The 17,917-nt window shown below is 43.4% G+C and carries 15 protein-coding genes; 8 read left to right on the top strand and 7 right to left on the bottom strand.

The window, feature by feature from the left end; genetic code table 11:
- Window positions 1–1,722 precede the first annotated feature (1,722 nt).
- Both KHS38_RS13300 and KHS38_RS22460 read left to right on the top strand, forming a co-directional pair.
- A complete protein-coding gene (locus KHS38_RS13300; RefSeq protein ID WP_213489028.1) occupies window positions 1,723–2,655 on the top strand; it encodes a bifunctional helix-turn-helix transcriptional regulator/GNAT family N-acetyltransferase in 933 nt (310 codons plus the stop codon).
- A gap of 155 nt (window positions 2,656–2,810) precedes the next feature.
- Window positions 2,811–3,605: a ketopantoate reductase family protein gene (locus KHS38_RS22460; protein ID WP_349627931.1), complete on the top strand. Its 795-nt coding sequence runs from the start codon at window positions 2,811–2,813 to the stop codon at window positions 3,603–3,605.
- A gap of 66 nt (window positions 3,606–3,671) precedes the next feature.
- Here the strand turns inward: KHS38_RS22460 and KHS38_RS13290 are convergent, their stop codons facing one another.
- Window positions 3,672–4,196 (bottom strand): 2,4'-dihydroxyacetophenone dioxygenase family protein, encoded by a 525-nt coding sequence (locus KHS38_RS13290; protein ID WP_213489026.1) that lies wholly within the window; start codon window positions 4,194–4,196, stop codon window positions 3,672–3,674.
- Between the two features lie 18 nt (window positions 4,197–4,214).
- Window positions 4,215–4,889: a peroxiredoxin family protein gene (locus KHS38_RS13285; protein ID WP_213489025.1), complete on the bottom strand. Its 675-nt coding sequence runs from the start codon at window positions 4,887–4,889 to the stop codon at window positions 4,215–4,217.
- A 120-nt stretch (window positions 4,890–5,009) separates the two neighbouring features.
- Between KHS38_RS13285 and KHS38_RS22455 the strand changes: the two genes are divergently transcribed.
- From KHS38_RS22455 to KHS38_RS13255, 6 genes are all read left to right on the top strand, one after another.
- Window positions 5,010–6,356 carry a sensor histidine kinase gene (locus KHS38_RS22455; protein ID WP_213489024.1) on the top strand — a complete coding sequence of 449 codons (1,347 nt, stop codon included), beginning with the start codon at window positions 5,010–5,012 and terminating at the stop codon, window positions 6,354–6,356.
- Window positions 6,353–7,048, top strand: a complete 696-nt coding sequence (locus tag KHS38_RS13275; protein ID WP_213489023.1) for a response regulator transcription factor — start codon at window positions 6,353–6,355, stop codon at window positions 7,046–7,048. Before KHS38_RS22455 ends, KHS38_RS13275 begins: the two co-directional genes overlap by 4 nt.
- 271 nt (window positions 7,049–7,319) lie before the next feature.
- Window positions 7,320–8,249: a heme-binding domain-containing protein gene (locus KHS38_RS13270; protein ID WP_213489022.1), complete on the top strand. Its 930-nt coding sequence runs from the start codon at window positions 7,320–7,322 to the stop codon at window positions 8,247–8,249.
- Window positions 8,250–8,251: 2 nt separating this feature from the next.
- Window positions 8,252–8,731, top strand: coding sequence for a hypothetical protein (locus tag KHS38_RS13265; RefSeq protein ID WP_213489021.1), 480 nt, complete (start codon window positions 8,252–8,254; stop codon window positions 8,729–8,731).
- Complete coding sequence (locus KHS38_RS13260; protein ID WP_213489020.1) at window positions 8,728–9,771, top strand: sensor histidine kinase; 1,044 nt, start codon at window positions 8,728–8,730, stop codon at window positions 9,769–9,771. Before KHS38_RS13265 ends, KHS38_RS13260 begins: the two co-directional genes overlap by 4 nt.
- Window positions 9,752–10,525 carry a LytR/AlgR family response regulator transcription factor gene (locus tag KHS38_RS13255; protein ID WP_213489019.1) on the top strand — a complete coding sequence of 258 codons (774 nt, stop codon included), beginning with the start codon at window positions 9,752–9,754 and terminating at the stop codon, window positions 10,523–10,525. The genes KHS38_RS13260 and KHS38_RS13255 overlap by 20 nt, the downstream gene beginning before the upstream one ends.
- Before the next feature lie 598 nt (window positions 10,526–11,123).
- Here KHS38_RS13255 and KHS38_RS13250 read toward each other — a convergent pair.
- The 5 genes from KHS38_RS13250 to KHS38_RS13230 all read right to left on the bottom strand — a co-directional run bounded on the left by KHS38_RS13250 (window position 11,124) and on the right by KHS38_RS13230 (window position 17,828).
- The gene (locus KHS38_RS13250) at window positions 11,124–12,206 is read right to left on the bottom strand and encodes an efflux RND transporter periplasmic adaptor subunit (RefSeq protein ID WP_213489018.1); all 1,083 of its coding nucleotides are present in this window, start codon (window positions 12,204–12,206) and stop codon (window positions 11,124–11,126) included.
- A 5-nt stretch (window positions 12,207–12,211) separates the two neighbouring features.
- Entirely contained in the window at window positions 12,212–15,451 is a 3,240-nt protein-coding gene (locus tag KHS38_RS13245) for an efflux RND transporter permease subunit (RefSeq protein ID WP_349627928.1), read from the bottom strand.
- Between the two features lie 13 nt (window positions 15,452–15,464).
- Window positions 15,465–16,856, bottom strand: coding sequence for a TolC family protein (locus KHS38_RS13240; RefSeq protein WP_213489016.1), 1,392 nt, complete (start codon window positions 16,854–16,856; stop codon window positions 15,465–15,467).
- A gap of 106 nt (window positions 16,857–16,962) precedes the next feature.
- On the bottom strand, window positions 16,963–17,334 hold the full coding sequence (locus KHS38_RS13235; RefSeq protein WP_213489015.1) for a hypothetical protein: 372 nt from the start codon (window positions 17,332–17,334) through the stop codon (window positions 16,963–16,965).
- Between the two features lie 104 nt (window positions 17,335–17,438).
- Window positions 17,439–17,828 carry a YidH family protein gene (locus tag KHS38_RS13230; RefSeq protein ID WP_213489014.1) on the bottom strand — a complete coding sequence of 130 codons (390 nt, stop codon included), beginning with the start codon at window positions 17,826–17,828 and terminating at the stop codon, window positions 17,439–17,441.
- Window positions 17,829–17,917 lie beyond the last annotated feature (89 nt).

Genomic DNA, 17,917 nt, shown 5'->3' with positions numbered 1-17,917 from the left:
TACGGAAAAATCCAGTGCTATCAAGATAAAGTTTTAACTATCATTCAAAACAGTGATAGCAACCGAAAAGCACTAAGCAAAGTTGACTAATAAAAGACTCCCTTAGCGAGCCCTAAAGTTAATATACTAGCATTTAGGTCGGCACTCAGTTTACTTTCGAACGGCATGCTTAGTAAGCCGTCGCTGTATCGTTGAGGTTAACTACTAATCAACAATTTCGTCTCAGTACTTTGCTTGAGAATGCTTTCAATCGTAAAAGTAGGAAATGCCATTATAAGAAAGCGCATTTCCTTCACGCATCCTAATCATAACTCGGGAAAAATGAACTAAAAACCCTATCTGTCTTATGCTAAGTAACCGCTAAGTATCGTTTTGCCAGTATAGATTATAGGTATGCTTTTGATTGCTATATACTACTGTTTAGATAAATAATAGTTTTAAGCAACTAAGCTGACAGCTCTTTTAATAAACCCACCAAGTAAATATCACAGACTTAGAAGACGATGAATAGCTGGACAGTTATGCCTTTAACCGCTCTATAGCTGCCACCAGTCGATAACAAATACAAAAAGATACTTATGATAGCCAACACCATCATACATGAATTTAAGGCAATAGTGGATAAAACATTTCACCTTAGATCTAAAAGTGGCACTATCATTCGTCAAAGTTACTCACGGAGGCCGGTACAATCTTTAAGTCTCATTTCCGCTATCTCGGATTTACGCTTGAATGCAACGGCCGGATGCTTCTGCATATACCTGATCAATTCTGCTGCAGCTTTAACCATCTACGGCGTGCCGCTTACACGGTCATTAAAGGTTACGGAGAGCATTCTGCACCAAGTTGCTGCCTCTGGATAAAGCTGATCGAACTCCATCTTTGCCTGCGTAATATACTGATTGAAAAAAAATTCCTTGATTCAATCATGCCCAAGTCATTATTACATATGATGTATGGCACTACCACAAAATCTTTTTCATTAACTTTAATAATGAACGACTCGAAACGGCTCTGACCATCAATTTGATAAATGCCCCGAGCTCCTTTAATATTTTCGGTTTATTTTCACTACAGCGCAAAGGTTGGCTTTGTATGTTTACGCGTGAACATTTAAATGATTTTTGCTTTAGGCGATATGCTTATAAGTCGAGTTACGGCGACTTTCTTACTTCTGATGAAAAGATCGCTACTAATATTCTTGCCGACCTGCTTAAGTTGCTCGAGGCAAACGGGTCTATGAAGTCTACGCTATCGCCGGAAAAAAATAAGTTTATTTATGGTATTAAGGAAAAGGTATTGACTTGGTTTCTATAATTGTTGAGCTGATGATCTACGGTTCCAAATACGGCTCTTCTGACGCGAAAGATGTGATTCAAAAATTGGAGAAAATATAGAAGCCACTATACGAAAGCCCAAGGAGCAACTACTACAGCGCCTTACAGATAAAGCTGAAGTTAATGGATAGACTATCGTGAACCTACAGGGACACTGTTATCCAAGCATTGGCTACAAACTGTTCGATACCTATTTTAAGGGATATGAGTTCTATAAAATCTAGACTACAATTTACCTTATCTCTTTTCATCCCGTAATCATATTAAATATTGGCTATTAAAAAATCAAATCCCCGAAAATTTGACTAACTATACTTAAAATTAAAGTTGACTATTATCAACATTTTATCGTTGACAATAATCAACTAAATATTATATTTGCCCTATGAGAAGAGAAACAGAGCAGATCAGAAGTTTTAACAGGTTCTACACCAATCATCTCGGATTGCTGAACGAACATATTTTAAATGGCCCTTATTCATTAGCTGAGGCTCGCATATTATACGAAATTGGTTTGCGCCAACCGGTAACAGCCCAGAAGCTGGCAGCCTTACTTGACCTTGATAAAGGATATCTTAGTAAGATCATCAAGATGTTTGTAAACGATGGTGTAATTGAGCGTACATCTTCTGAGAAAGATTCCAGAGTATATCAAATTAGTCTTACCTCTCAAGGTTCAAATGTATTGAGTGAGCTTCAAGGCAAATCTGGTGAGCAGATAGAGGGATTTCTAAATAGACTTTCTAAAGATGAAGCAGACATGTTGGTAAGCTCCATGAGAACAGTGGAGAGTTTGTTGTCTACAGATTACAATAATCAAGTGCTGTCCCGTCAAGTGGTATATCAGGAAGGATTGCGGCCAGGCGATATAGGTTATCTGATCTATCTACATGGCGTGCTCTATGCGCGCGAATCGGGATATTCTCAAGAGTTTGAAGGCTACGTGGTGAAAACCTTCTATGAGTTTTTAGAACACTACGACATAGGTAAGGACAAGATCTGGCTGGCAAGTTATAACCAGCAGATCATAGGCTGCATCGCAATACTTTCGAAACCAAATAACGAAGCCCAACTCCGATGGTTTCTCGTTCATCCCGTATTCCGCGGCACAGGCGTGGGCAAACATTTGTTAACAACTGCGCTGGAGCACTGCCGCGAACAACAGTTCAGGAATGTCTACCTGCTAACTACGGACGTACAACAAAAGGCTATCGCTATGTACAAAAAAGCAGGTTTCCAGCCTACAGCATCGATAGAGATGGAACAGTGGGGTAAAACACTTCATGAGGAACGCTACGATCTTAGTTTAATAAACTGAGATAATTTATCATTATGAAATATTTGGTGATTGGCGCTGGTGGAGTCGGTGGCCTTATAGGTGGCTATTTAGTCAAAAACCAACTTTGATGTAAACTTTATAGCGTGTGGAAAGCACCTGGAGGCTATCCAAACTAAGGGGCTTATTATTAAAACATATGGAGAGGAGCCGGTTTATATATAACTAACATAAAAGCGCTTTCGGAGCATGAAGTCGGAGATCAGACGTATGATGTAATATTTCTTTGTGTAAAAGCTTATCACCTGAGCAGTATTTTGCCTATCTTAAAAAGTGCAGCTAACAATCAAACCCTAGTTGTTCCAATACTTAATTCGCTTTGCGCAGGTCATTACCTCCGCAAGCAGCTGCCTCACCTCAACATTTATGACGGTTGTATTTATATCACAGGTTTTCTTTCAGGTCATGGTGAAGTGAGTCAATACAATCAAATCTTTAGAATTTTCTATGGGCTGGATGAGGGTGAGTCCAGATATGATCCACATAGGACAAGAATTGAACGAGAGGTGTTGGAAAGCAAAATTGACATTCACTACAGTTCAAGTATCACCAATGAAATATTCAGAAAATCAACATTTACCTCTGCTTTTGCATCAGGTGCGGCCTACTATAATAAACAAGCGTCCGATCTTCAATCAGACGCACCTTACCGACAGTTATTCATCAGTTTACTTAAGGAGTTAAAGCAAATTTCAGTTTTTGCTAATTTAGGATTGAAAGAAAGCTTTTTTGAAGGAAATTTGCGAATACTTGATAGCCTTTCAGCTGACTTCACCGCTTCTTTACAAAAAGACTTGCTGCAACAAAAGCCAGACGAAAGAAATGAGCTTGTTTATGATATTGTCCGCCTTGCCGAAAAGCATCAGGTGCATATTCCCTGCCATACCCTTGTAGCAAATCATTTTGGGTATTCACAACCTTTGGATTTGTAAAAAATGATGGAGTACTACGCTAGGTAGTAACACCTTGACAATTTATATATCAAGGTGTTGCTATAACTATCGGATCATGGCATCTAGTAAGGCGGGGTCCAATCCTACCGTTTGGTAATGCTTACGCGCAATTTCCAGTATAGTAAAACCGTCATCATACGCCAGCATATTGCCATCAATTATCTTGTCGATATAAATAAAGCCGCCCCTCACTACAAAAAGAATCATTGCTGGCTCCGGTTCACTGGCTTCTACCACAAGCGTGTGCGCCTCGCCGGCAGGTTCATAAATAAAGGTACCGGGCTTGGCCTTCCAGTCATGTTCAAGATACCGCCAGTTTCCCCTGAGGGTGTGGCCGATAACAGAAGTTGAATGAAAGTGCGGCGCCATTTGAGCTCCTGGCTGGGCGCGCAGTATCACAATGAATCCCCCGCCGCTGAGATTGAACTGGCAAGGCTGAAAAGCAACACCTGGTCCGAACGGAATCCATAGGCGCTCGTCATCTAAATTGGTGTCAACGGTATAGTCCGCTGTTTGACGCTGACCGGGCATTAAACCATCTGTAAAAAAATTAAACTGTTGAACTGGCATAAATGATTTTATTAAATGTTAATTGTTGCTGATTTGACTAATAGCGTTGGAGACCTGCTGGCGGATGTTTTGCCTCCCTACCTGAATGAATCGAATAACCCCTTTTGGGTCGATCACGATTGAGGTCGGATACGAGTTCACCCGGTAAAGTTTACCGGCCGTATCAGCGTTCTGGAGAACTGTGTAATTAAAGGGATGTTTTTTTAAAAAGCGTTTGATAACTGCAGCGTCATCAAGGCCTAGCCCTAAAAATATGACCCGACTACCCTGGTGATTTTTCGTTAGTTCATTTAGTTGAGGCACTTCTTGTATACATGCCGGACAGGTGGTGAACCAAAAGTTAAGAACGACAGTCTTGCCTTTCAGTGCAGACAGGTTCCATTTTTTACCTGTAAGATCCGTCAACGTAAAATCAGGTGCGGGCTGGTTGAGCAAGGCATTCAAATTCGCCTTGTCTTCAGCTTGCTTTCTTAAAAATTCATCTGTCATAGGGGAAATAATTGTTACGCCCGAGTCTGACTCATCATGTTTCATTAGATAGCCACGTCCTCCCCATGCTTTGTTAATGCTGTCCAGCTGGTCAAAACGAACAATCTTGCCATCAGGCAGTTTATATTTAGGTTGCTCTGTCTGCTGAGCATATGCAGATATCGGAATGACTATTAACAGCACTCCGCTTAAAGAATTTTTCATACTATTTTTATGACAAAACTATCGGGTGTTGATTGAACAAGTGTTAAAGACACCGGGCTTAGTGTTAACAAGTGTTAACTGAATGATGGATGCTTTCAATAAACTTTATCTTTGTTTATAGTGAAGCAAAGACTACAACTTACTTTTATAATCGCTACCATTACAGTGAGCGGTATAGTACTGTTCCAGCTTTACTGGTTGTATTATAATTTTAGTAATGCACAAAAAAGCTTCCATATAACGGCGGTACGTGCGCTGGAAAAAAGTATAGATCAGTATCAATCACAACAAGTTGAACTTCCGACCTCACTCAATTATAGAAGTCCTTCGCTAACCGTATTCATGCGTACCAAGCCCAGTGTGCAAGCCTTTGACCTGGATACGCCCAAACGTAAAAAAGTATTTAAAGCGGAGTTTAACACAGTTGCAATTGATAAGCAGCATGAGCCATACGTCAGAGCCCTCATCGCAAGATTGATGATACAGCAGATGCATAAGCCGCTTGATCTGAAAACGTTGACAGGCGTTTACAAAAAAGAGCTGGCTAAGGATGGTATCGTTATGCCGGTGATCTTAGCATTGCGGAAAAAGCCATTAAGTATATCACCAGATGAAGTAGCTTCGGTAATTGCTTTTTACAAATCGCCGGTAGTAGTAACAGCAAAACTAAATAGCAGCGGATGGATGCTTCGGCATAATTTGTTACCGGCTATTGTTTCATTCGCATTGATCCTTCTTTCAGCCGGGAGTTTATGGTACATGGGCGTCATCATCCGCAGGCAATTAAAACTTGACCGGTTAAAAAACGACTTCATCAGTAATATTACCCACGAACTAAGAACGCCATTAACTATCCTTCGTTCAACGAATGAGGCTATTGCCAGATTTAATGTGGCGACTGATCCTGAAAAGCTGGCCCGCTATACTGGCATTAACGCAGACATTATCAATAAACTGGATGGTCATGTTGAACGCATTATGGATATAAGCATGATTGACCGTGACCTGAATACCAAGGAAACCCAAGCGGTGGATTTAAATACGCTGCTTGAAAATTTATTCAGGCACTTTCAAGCTATTGAAAACAACCAAATTACGCTGAATTTTAGAGGCCCTAAACAGCTGGTTAACACAGACCCTTATAAACTTGAAACGATTTTAAGTAATCTGCTTGATAACGCATTAAAGTATGCCGGTCCTGAAGCAAGTATTTTTCTTGAAGCCGTAATCGGGCACCGTAGCTGGCAACTCATCGTAAGCGACACTGGCGTTGGCATTAGCGCCGAGGATCTTCCTTATATTTTCGATAGATTTTTTCGGGTAAACAACGGTGACCTGCATGATGTAAAGGGCTACGGCTTGGGGTTGAGCCAGGTAAAAAGCATGGTAGAAGCTTTAAACGGAAACATAAAAGCGAACAGCAAAATTGGACGGGGCACCACTTTTATAATCACATTTCCTTTATGACCAGTAAACCTCAGATATTATTGGTTGAAGATGAGCCGGTACTGGCATCTATCATCAAAGAATCGTTGGAAAGCCGGGGTTTTGGGGTGGCTTTGGCCGCTAACGGAGTGGAGGGTTGGAGTTCATTCAATTCATTAAAACCTCAACTATGCGTGGTGGATGTTATGTTGCCCAAAAAAGACGGGTTCACTTTAGTGAGAGACATACGCACGGTGGATAAACGGATACCGCTTATCTTTCTGACCGCAAGAACACAAACGGAAGACGTATTGAAAGGGCTTGAATTAGGTGCTGACGACTACATGAAAAAGCCATTTAGCATCGAGGAGTTGATACTGCGTATTAAGGCACTGTTTCGACGAAACGAAGATCAGGAGGCTAATGAGGCGCAAACATCGGTCTATCAACTGGGACAATTACAATTTAACCACCAGCGGATGCTGATTACCGGCCCAACGGATAATGCATATTTATCGCAGCGAGAAGCTGATCTATTACTGCTGTTATTACAAAGCAAAAATAAATTATTAGACCGTAAATCTGCTTTATTACAACTTTGGGGAGAGGACAATCGTTTCAATGCCCGAAGCATGGATGTCTACATTACCCGCCTACGCAAGTTCCTTAAGCCCGAACCCTCATTTGTTATTCAAAGCATCAGGGGGCAAGGCTATAAATTAGCTGAAATTTGAATGAAGCCAAGCGTACAAAAACGGGCTGAATTAAAACCATTAACTTGGCCAATCTTTCGCTCTGCTGCCTTACCTCTTAAATGGAAATCACGCCTCAATTACAAGCAGAGCTTGAAGGACTTCGGTAAGCTACGCAAGTATTGAAAAATTGCAGGATACGAATTAGCCTCATTTTTGTCGGCTTCACCTCCCAATATGCCGCTTACACGGTTTTTCATTTGTCTTTACTCCAGTTAGCCAGGTACTTTGCAACAGAAGATTAAATCACCACATGAAAAAGTATTTTTTAATTCCAGCGCTGGCAGTAACCATTATCCTGATTTGCTTACAGTTCATCAGGCCCAAGGTTGATAATCCACCCGTAACCGGAGATTTGCAGGCGCCTGAACAGGTAAAAGCGATATTAGTAAGAGCCTGTTATGACTGCCACTCAAACCAAACTAATCTGCGCTGGTACGATAAAATACAACCCGTTTACTGGCAGGTGGCCAATCATGTTCGTGAGGGACGCAAGGGATTGAATTTTTCTAACTGGGACAAGTTAGCACCGGCAGACAGAAAAGGTAAACTGTGGGAGGCCATCAATCAGCTAGAAGAAGGGGCCATGCCTATAAAAAGCTATACGTTTGTGCATTCAAATGCCAAGGTATCCAAACAGGACCTGGCTGTTCTAAAAAACTATCTTGCCGGAATGGTACATGACATGCCTAACGATACTTCAAAGATCCATGCACTTGATAAACAATTGCAGGCAAAGGCGGCTCAAGAACGACAAAAGTTGCCCGAAAGCCCAAACGGAATCACGTACCTGCCGGATTACAAAAGCTGGCAAGTGATCAGCACTTCAGATAGGTTTGATAATGAAACCATGCGGGTAATTTATGGTAATGAAATTGCGGTGAAGGCAGTAAAAGAGCATCACATAAATCCATGGCCAAACGGTACCATCTTAGCAAAATCGGCCTGGGATAAAATAGAAGACACTAATGGTAACGTAACCACCGGTGCCTTCAAACAGGTAGAGTTTATGATTAAAGACAACGAAAAATATAAATCGACCAAAGGCTGGGGCTTTGCCAGGTTTAAAACGCCAAAGTTGACGCCTTACGGCAAAGATGCAATGTTCACTACCGAGTGTATCAACTGCCACAAACCCATGCACGAAAACGATTTTGTATTCACCTTCCCAATCAAAAATTGATCATGAAACGCATATCCACATTCATTATAAGCGCCTTTGCTATTTTCATTAGTTGTAAACAGGCTAGTAATCCAGATCAATTGATCAACCAGAAAGCATCATTGCCGGATCACTTTAAACTTTCAGAACTGCATCAAAAGGTCATCACTTCTTTTATCAGCAAAAAAGACAGTACCATGAGCATCCTTTATGGTAACCACGAGGCATACAACGCCTTAGACTCAAACGTACCGTCAAGTTTATCCGGTGTATCTGCTACCTTAGTTACCTGGCGGCAGCAGGATGACCCGCACTGGTTTGGCGCCCGCATACCCGGCGATTTGCTTGCAGTAGAAACCATTAAGGCAGCCGGAACTGGAAAAAACACCGTGCTGAATTACCAAAGGTATACCGGCAAACAATTAGTTAAATTAGCCGACACTACCGGCCGGGCCGGCCGGATTAAATTTATTATGTCGCAGCAAGCATCTATTCTTCCATGATTTTCGAAAAATACATACATGCCGGCAATACCCGTGTCTTTTCGATTTCTCCGAGAATTGTTTGGGTATCTGCTGCTTTTATGGGCGTTTTGGCATCCATTCCAAAAATACTGCAACTGCAGATGAGCGCAATTGAGGTAACAGCAGATTGTATGATTGCCTTTATGTATTCCCTGTATGTATGGTTTTACAACTTGTACACATTGCCCAAATTTTCCAGTCAGGCCATTACAACCAGCTTTTTTGGAGCAAGGCTCGTCAGGAGTTTGCTGTTAGGCGTTGTGGTTATGGGCATATTGGTTGTTCTTAATCAACTTGCTTTTCAGGACCGTTTGATTGGTTCTATGATATTGATGTACCAGTTCAGAGGCGTCCTGATTAATTTAACCATCTATATGTTTTTGTATCTGCTTTACCAAAGCTACATTAACCGGGTGATTGCCATTGAGTTGGAACGAACAAAGGCAGACCATTTGAAGGCTCAGTACGAACTGTTGAAACAGCAGGTAAATCCGCATTTTCTGTTTAACAGTTTGAACACACTAAAGTCGATGGTAGAAATAGGCGATGAGCATTCGGCAGATTTTATTGTAAAGCTTTCCGACTTTTACCGGTATTCTTTAGAAAGCCGCCAAAAAGATGCGGTGCCGATGCCGGAAGAATTGAAAATGCTCCGGGCATACTTTTTCCTGATTCAGGCCAGGTTTGAGGACGGTGTCTCATTGGACATTAATCTTTCACTCGACCATCAAAAAGTAACGGTGCCTTCTTTCACGCTTCAGTTATTGGTAGAAAACGCTGTGAAACATAATATCATTTCTATCGATCAGCCATTACATATCAGGATAATATCATCGGGAGACTGGATAACTGTTCAGAACAATTTGCAGCCAAAAAACATCCCGGAACCGTCTACAAAAATTGGCTTGGAAAACATTAATCAACGTTATTTGCACCTAAAGGGTCAAGGCATAAATGTTATAACAGATCATGACTTTTATATCGTAAAACTTCCGGCTCATGAATATACTGGTCATTGAAGATGAATTAAAGACGGCAAGGGCGCTCATCAAGCTGATTACCGCAATCCGTCCGGATAGCAGCGTTGCCGGCCCTTTGCAGCGGGTATCAGCCACAGTTGAATACCTTCTATCCCATCCTCCACCGGATTTGATTTTTATGGATATCCAACTGGCTGACGGGTTATCTTTTGAAATTTTTGAACAAACCAAAGTAGAGGCACCGGTAGTTTTTTGTACGGCTTTTGATGAGTATGCGCTCGAGGCCTTTAAGGCCAATGGGGTTGATTATATTTTAAAACCGTTTTCGGAAGAGTCTTTAAAAGCGACGTTTGGCAAGCTTGACCGGATCTCAAACACATTTAAAAAAGAGAACGCCGCTTTACCTGCGGACCTGATTACCCAACTGCTTCAGTTTAACCGGCAAAAGCCAGGAAAGCAAAGTTTTTTGGTGTACAAAAATGGAAAATATACAACCGTACCCACCCGTGATATTGCCTATTTTTTTGTCCGCAATGAACAGACTACCCTGGTCACTTATGCAAATGAAATGTTTGCGATTGACCAGTCACTGGACGAAACAACCAGCCAGTTAGCGGAAAAGGACTTCTTCAAACTGAACAGACAGTACCTTATCGCCTTTGAAGCCATCAAAGAGGTGGAGCATTACTTTGCCCGCAAATTATTAATACGCCTTTCCCAACCAACTGAGGAAAAGCTGCTGGTAGGAAAAGACAAGACAACACAGTTTCTTAAGTGGTTAGAGGAAAGATAACAAATTAAATTGGGGATCTTCATTTAGTTGCTTAAGTATCAAATCAACAACTCCTATAACCATAAGAATAGAAAACCACCTGCTGTTTTAGCATAAACAAACCTGCCAGAAGGCATACTTCTGGCAGGTTTTGAATATCTTATACAATCAAAAGATGAAGATGAAGCACCGTTTGTCTCTTTCGATAAGGCATCAAAGTTTATGAGTAGCCGTTTGTATAATCTTATTTATCTTAATTAATCTGGTCTACAACTGGAATAGCCGGTGTTCAATGACAGTACAACAGGCTACCAGAGCTTAATCAGCTGAATTTTTATTGTGCTTATTATGTTTCTTTTCCTTAACCTAACCTTTCTGTTAACATTTAAAAAAGCAGTATAGTCAACTCACCTGCTTTAAGATATTTTACCAAATCAGTTTGCGTAACTACTCCCCTTCATGCTAATTAATACGAACAGCAGCTGGTAATATTGAGCTGGTTCTGCCTTATTTAAAAACTGGCTAAAAAGGTGGTGTAATGACCGGTGGATCATCATCAATTGCAGAATCAGATCCCCTGCAAACTCCGTGTTTGTTCTTTAGCTGACATCATAAAAACTTATTGTAGAACCTGTCCCTCTTTGATCTCATCACCGGCATGTAACACAATGCGGTCACCCGACTTTAAATTGCCGAACACCTCGGTCGCTTCTTCACCGGTGACTCCTTCTTTGATGTCTGCAAAAACCGCTTTGCCATCTACCACTTTGATCACATATTCCCTTTCGGTAGACCGGACGATAGCATTGTTAGGCACGGAAAGTGATTTGGCACCTAAAATCAGTGGAATCTTCACTTCACCATACATTCCGGGTTTAAGTCTTTGATCCTTGTTGATCACATCTACCTCAATGGCTTCTGACCGCTGCATGCCTAAAGCGTTAGCCGAACGGCTGATAAAAGCCCTATTTTCTTTTCCGGGCAGCGCATTGAAAACAAACGAAACCTGCTTTTTGAGATCCACCTTGTCTACATAATTTTCCGGAATCATCACTTCTAAACGCAGTTTCCGGGTATCCTGTAGCACCAGCATCGGCTGATCTGCAGATTTGCCCGGACCGACAAGTGCACCGGCAGAGACATTACGCTGTACGATCATGCCGTCAAAAGGTGCGCGTATGTTCAGGTAACTTTGAATGTCTTTAACCGATGCCGCATTTGACCGTTCAGATAGCACTACGGCCTCATCGGCTTTCATTTTAGAAAGTGCATTATCCAGGTCAAGCGGTGATACAGCACCTTCTTCTTTGGCCGCTTCTTTCAATCTGCGGTATTTTTCGCGGCTGGCACTGGCCGATTCCTGGGCCTGTAAAAAACGTGCATTGGCCGATTGTACCTGTGATACCATTTCCGGCGCTTCAAGTACGGCCAATAGCTGACCTTTGTGCACCACCGAGCCACGGTCAACATAGATCTGCTTTACAAAGCTGTTTATCTTGGCAAAGATGTTCACTTCATTAAAGGGCTTCAATTGCCCGGGCAACCGCACATAGCTGGATAACGCTTGCTCTGAAACCGTACCGGTCTCTAATTTATTTCCGGCTGTCTTTTTTTCTGCAGTCATATCTACCGGTTTTTCGGGACCGGAGCAACTATATAAGGAAGCAGCCAGGGCTGCGGCAATAACTATTTTAAGTTTCATAATCCTTATTGATGATTTAAGATAAGGTCTTCTTCTGTTGTTTTTTCGGGCATGAGGGATGGTGAGTTATAGGTGGTTTTGCCTTGTACCCAGGCAAACACCAATGGCAAAATAAATAGTGCGGCAATGGTGGATGCGAATAAGCCGCCGATAACCGCACGGCCCAGTGGTGCCGATTGCTCACCAGCCTCGCCCATGCCTGATGCCATAGGGATCATTCCGGCAATCATGGCCAAACTGGTCATTAATATCGGGCGCAAACGAATGGAAGCGCTCATTACGGCTGCCTTGGTCGCATTCTTGTGTTCGAGCCGCAAGCCTTCGGCATTGGTAACAATCAGGATGGCATTGGCTACGGATACACCTACCGACATGATCATGCCCATGTAGCTTTGCAGGTTCAGTGTTGAACCAGTTAGCAACAAAGCTGCTATTGATCCCAGTACAACCGCCGGAACGGTTGAAAGCACCGTGAGCGATAGTTTAACGGATTGGTAATTTGCGGCCAATAGCAAGAAAATCACGAGGATGGCGAAAATCAAGCCGTTTTGAAGGCTGGATAGCGTGTCGGTGAGTAAGCTCGACATACCCTGTACCTGGGTTACAATGCCCTTAGGCGGTGTGCCCAACGAGTTTACGGCAGCCTGAACAGCGGTAGTGGCTGTACCCAGATCTTTGTGGTGAATATTGGCGCTCACCGTCAGGTAACGTCTCGGGCCCATGCGATCATATTCGCCGGGTACATATACGGTTTTAAATTCGGCTACATCACCCAGTACCGGGCTGCTTTGCCCTTTTACCAACGGTATTTCCCGTATCTCGTCCATATTATTCATCACATATTCGGGTATCTGCACCTGTACCTGGTAGGTGTTGGATGCCTTTTCATCCAGCCATTGGTTTTTTTCGGAGAAACGGCTTGATGAGGTGCTGGCGGTTACGGAGCGTGATATTTCGCTTACGCTTAAACCCATCTGCGCCAGTTTGAGGCGATCGAGTGTGATCTTGACCACCGGGAATTTCAACGGTTGGTTGATCTGTATATCGCGCAGATAATCCACCTGTTTAAGTTTAGCAACCAGTTTGTTGCTGTACGCTTCGATCTGCGCCATGTCCTTACCGGCAACAGTCACCTCGATAGGGGTAGCTGCACCCTGGCTCATGATCTTTTCGGTCATGTCTATCGGCTCAAAAGTTACGCGCAGCTCGGGTATCGCGTAAGCAATGTTCTTCCGTAGGGCCTCCTTAAAGTCATCCATATTCACATGATAATCTGCATCCAGGTTTACCTGTAAGATAGCCTCATGGGTACCGATGTTAAACACATACAGGTTACTTACCCCGTAACTGCTTGGGATTAGCCCGACATAGCCTGAACTGATAGCCACATGATGGTTGGAGGTGCTGTCAACAATCTTTAATACCTGCTTCAGCTTATCTTCCGTTCTTTCCAGTCGGGTACCGTCCGGCTCTTTGATCCTGATTTGGAACTGCCCGTTGTTGAGTTTAGGCATCATATCTTTCCCGATGATAAGAAAGCCGCCCAGAGCCAGTGCCAATACAACCAGTAGATATACCGGTACGATCAGGCGCTTCCCTGGCATCCAGCGTTGAATGATATTCATGAAGCGAAGCTTTATCCGCTCAAACAGGTCGTTATTTTCAGGGTGATCTTGTTCTGCCCGAAGGTGATTGTTTACCTGTTTTTCCTCCCGTTCGTCCAATGCTTCGCCGGCATGTGCATGCAGCTGGCCATGATGCCCATGCTGGTATTGCTCGGCCCTGATCATCCAGTTACTTAATATCGGCACCAATGTTTGCGCAATGATATAAGAAACAATCATCGTTAAACCAATAGCCAGTGACAAGGGCAGGAACATGGCCTTGGGGACGCCCGACATCATAAAAGATGGCGCAAACACGGCCAGTATACACAGCAATATCAGCAGCAATGGAAAAGAAATCTCCTGGCAGGCATCGTAAATGGCCTGCTTTTTGGATTTTCCCATCTCCAGATGCTGGTGAATGTTTTCGATGGTCACCGTGGCTTGATCGACGAGGATACCGATAGCCAGGGCTAATCCGCTTAGTGTCATGATATTAATAGTCTGACCAAAGAACCCTAACAGCATTACACCAATAATGATCGATACAGGAATGGTAATAACCACAATTAAACTGCTCCGCCAGTCGCGCAGAAAAAGCAGTACCATCAAACCGGTTAACAAAGCACCCAGTCCGCCTTCGGTCAATAAACTTTCTACAGCATTGATCACGAAAACGGACTGATCAAATTCATAAGATACCTTTACATCATCCGGCAATAAGCTCTGGATGTCCGGCAGTTTGCTTTTCAAGGCTTGTACCACCGCCCAGGTCGAGGCATCAGCCGTTTTTACAGCCGGGATATAGACGGAACGCTTACCGTTAATAAGCGCATAGCTCACGGTCACATCGGCGCCGTCTGCTACTTTCGCAATATCCCTCACAAATACCGGGTTCCCGTTTTTACTGACTACCGGAATGTTACCGAAGTCTTCAACCTGCCCAATCAGCGAGTTCATGGTCGTCACATACATTGTATTATCCATACGCAGGTTACCCGATGGCGACATGACGTTGTATTTGGCCAGCGCACCAACTACTTCATCGGGCGTAAGGCTGTAGCTGCGCATTTTGTTCGGGTCAACATTGATGATAACCGACCGGGAATTCGCGCCAAAAGGTGGTGGTGCCGAAAGCCCGGCTACTGAGGAGAACATCGGCCGCACCCGTGTGGTGGCCAAATCATAAATATCTTTCAGGCTTTGCGTTTTAGATGACATCACCAGCTGGCCTACGGGCAAAGATGAGGCATCAAAACGAAGTACCTGCGGCGGCAAGGCTCCCGGAGGGAAAAATTTCATGGCCCGGTTTACCTGCAGGGCTACCTGGGCCGAAGCCTCGCCCATATCCGTGCCTTCATAAAAGCTAAGCTTTAACAAGGTAAGACCTTGTATATTTTTACTGGTGATGCTTTTAATGCCGTTTACATACAGGAACTGATCCTGTAAACGGGTAGAAAAGAAACCCTCCATTTGCTGTGGGGACATACCGCCGTAGGACTCAATTACATACATGGTGGGCATGTTGAGCTGCGGAAAGATATCGATCGGGATTTTAATGGCACTGAGCACGGCAAAGATCAACAGGCTGATCGTAATGATCACCGTTGTAACCGGCCGTTTCAGGGCTGAAGTAACCATAGACATAGCTTAATTAGTTTAGAAGGTTAATCACTGTATTGACTTGATTTTCGGTTACCGCCTTCTGAAAGAGCGCCTGGGTATAACTAAACTTCGCCGATATGAAGTCTATTTCAGCCCGGTATAGCAGGGCTAAAGCGGCATTAAGTTCAATGATATCGGTTAGGCCGCTTTTGTATAAAGAGAACTTTTGCCGGTAAGCCGCATTGGCCGCTTTGAGCTGTTTCGGTATTTCCTGTAAACGTTCCATAGCAGTGGACACATTGGCATCAGCCTGTGTGGCACTTGCCGCCAGCAGAACTTTCTGCTCATTCAGCTTCGTTCGTGTGTATTGCGAGGTGATCTTTTGCGTATTCAGTTTAAGCTGCCTGCGCTTCAGGTCGAACAGGTTGTATGTGATGCCCAAGCCGACCAGGTAATTTTCGCGCTGAAAGCCCCAGCCATTACGAAGGCTGGTGAAATTGTTATTGGCATCCAAACTGGCCGCCCGGCCCCAGGCAGCAGCCTGTAAGGATATTTTTGGATTGTAACTCTTTTTAACCAGTTCTTCGCGTTGCAAGCTGTTTTCGTATAACGACTGATAGTAGCGGATAACCGGATGATTGGTGGTATCGGCATAGAACAGCCGGCTCTCTGCTGATTGATTGAATAGCTTATTTTCTGCTGCGGTATCTGCAATGATAGCCTGGCTGGGCATGCCGCTGATCGCCGAGAGTTTGAGCCGGATCTGCTCAGCCTGGTTTTTCAGTTCAATATAATTGAGCCGGGATTTAGAGAGTTCAGCCTCGGCTATACTGGTATCCACACCTGCCCGGATACCGCTTTTTGCCAGGGCTCTGATAGAGCGCCTGATTTCCTGGTTGCGCTCAATATTACGCATTTGAACGGTAAGGTATTCCTGCAGGCGCATTAGCTGCAAGTAGTTGTCAATAGTGTAAGCTTGCAGGTTGTATTTGGAAGTCTCAAACTGTCTTTGCTGAACGGCAACCTCAGCATCGGCCACCTTGTTTTGCGCCTTGTAGGCGCCAAAATTATAAATTTCCATATCAAAGGCAGCTATACCCAAATTGGCCAGTACGGCAGTGGTATTGCTTTCGTCACGTACGCCCCGGTTATTTGAGGGTACCATACCAAAACCGAAGTAGGGGCCGCCCACGTTGTTGTTGGTTCCCAGGTTAACCTGGTAGTTCAGCTTTAGGTTAGGAAGCCAGTTATAACCGGTTTCGCGCGCCTGAGCTTCCCTGATCAGGACGGCCGAGGAATCAGAAAGCAGGGTTGGCGCATTTTGAGAAACCTGTTTTAAAAGGTCTTTAAGGGTAATGCTTTTATCGGGTGTTTGCGCGTAAAGCGAGCCGGTTGCCAGTAGCAATATTGCCAGGCACCAGCTATGTTTAAAACGTAGCATTGAAATTAAAAAACTAAATGATGTGAAATAATAGCAGGATCACAGCACTGGGCTGTAATGAACTGATGACGTTAAGCTATCCGCGGAGAACGGACAAACGACAAGATCAAATAGTAAGGGTGCGGGTGAGCAGATAAATGGAATCGATACGATGCAGCGGCGGGCAACCGGGATCACACTTCCTGCGACGAGTTAATACAAAAAATGCCGATAACGGAAATAACGCAATTAACAGGGCATTGATTGTAAGAATGAATTGATGACCTTTTTCTTTAATCAATGCTTGGAAAGCTATGTTTTGGGTTATAGCTTCTTCCAAAAATTCAGGTTTGCGCTGAGTAAAGATTTTGACAATCAGGCTGTTTTCCTGACTGTTATTCTGCAACTGCTCATACAAATTAAAACCCAGGAATGGCTTGGCGATGAAGATCATCGCTGCTATACACAAGATTAATTTATACGTTTGCATCCGTTTCATGGTGATCAGTACCAGATAAACGTTTAAAGTTGGGAACTTTTTACTTTTATTACGCTTTGTAACATCAATATTGCAATTATATATATACAACAATAGCCGACTTGCTACAAACCAGGTAACAAATAAACAATCAGGAGCGCGCTGATCACAACAATGGTGATAGTGACCAGCAGCGTAAGCATATAGGAAGGCGCGTAGGTTTTGTCAGCCAGCTGGCGTTCGGTAATTCTGTATCTGATATAGGAGAACAGTGCGATGAGTGCACCCAGGGCAACCAACAGAACCCCGATCACGGAGGAATATCCTTTACCGGGCAGAATAATTTTATCCGTTAAGGCCAGCGATAATTGCTTAATAAACAAAGTAAACTTAACCACCACAAATCCGAAACCCATCATGGCAATGCTCGTTCTGATCCAGGCTAAGAAAGTTCGTTCATTGGCTAAATGATCACCCGGGGCGGCTTTGGGATTTTTTGGCTCATCGATTTCCATTATCATTAAAGGTAAGCTTGTCTTAAATTGTTTTTGATGTATGAAGTGCTATAGTTGAAGTACAACGCCGTTTCGATAAACCTTACATT

This window comes from Mucilaginibacter sp. Bleaf8 (genome assembly GCF_018390515.1).
Lineage (GTDB): Bacteria > Bacteroidota > Bacteroidia > Sphingobacteriales > Sphingobacteriaceae > Mucilaginibacter.
The sequence above is the reverse complement of the archived record's forward strand: the minus strand, read 5'-3'. Positions and strand labels throughout refer to the sequence as shown.

Coding starts and splice junctions, on each gene's coding strand:
- KHS38_RS13265 (WP_213489021.1), top strand. CDS start 8,252: ATGAAACGCATATCCACATTCATTATAAGCGCCTTTGCTATTTTCATT.
- KHS38_RS13275 (WP_213489023.1), top strand. CDS start 6,353: ATGACCAGTAAACCTCAGATATTATTGGTTGAAGATGAGCCGGTACTG.
- KHS38_RS13255 (WP_213489019.1), top strand. CDS start 9,752: ATGAATATACTGGTCATTGAAGATGAATTAAAGACGGCAAGGGCGCTC.
- KHS38_RS13240 (WP_213489016.1), bottom strand. CDS start 16,856: ATGCTACGTTTTAAACATAGCTGGTGCCTGGCAATATTGCTACTGGCA.
- KHS38_RS13300 (WP_213489028.1), top strand. CDS start 1,723: ATGAGAAGAGAAACAGAGCAGATCAGAAGTTTTAACAGGTTCTACACC.
- KHS38_RS13245 (WP_349627928.1), bottom strand. CDS start 15,451: ATGGTTACTTCAGCCCTGAAACGGCCGGTTACAACGGTGATCATTACG.
- KHS38_RS13250 (WP_213489018.1), bottom strand. CDS start 12,206: ATGAAACTTAAAATAGTTATTGCCGCAGCCCTGGCTGCTTCCTTATAT.
- KHS38_RS13230 (WP_213489014.1), bottom strand. CDS start 17,828: ATGGAAATCGATGAGCCAAAAAATCCCAAAGCCGCCCCGGGTGATCAT.
- KHS38_RS13290 (WP_213489026.1), bottom strand. CDS start 4,196: ATGCCAGTTCAACAGTTTAATTTTTTTACAGATGGTTTAATGCCCGGT.
- KHS38_RS13235 (WP_213489015.1), bottom strand. CDS start 17,334: ATGAAACGGATGCAAACGTATAAATTAATCTTGTGTATAGCAGCGATG.
- KHS38_RS13270 (WP_213489022.1), top strand. CDS start 7,320: ATGAAAAAGTATTTTTTAATTCCAGCGCTGGCAGTAACCATTATCCTG.
- KHS38_RS13285 (WP_213489025.1), bottom strand. CDS start 4,889: ATGAAAAATTCTTTAAGCGGAGTGCTGTTAATAGTCATTCCGATATCT.
- KHS38_RS13260 (WP_213489020.1), top strand. CDS start 8,728: ATGATTTTCGAAAAATACATACATGCCGGCAATACCCGTGTCTTTTCG.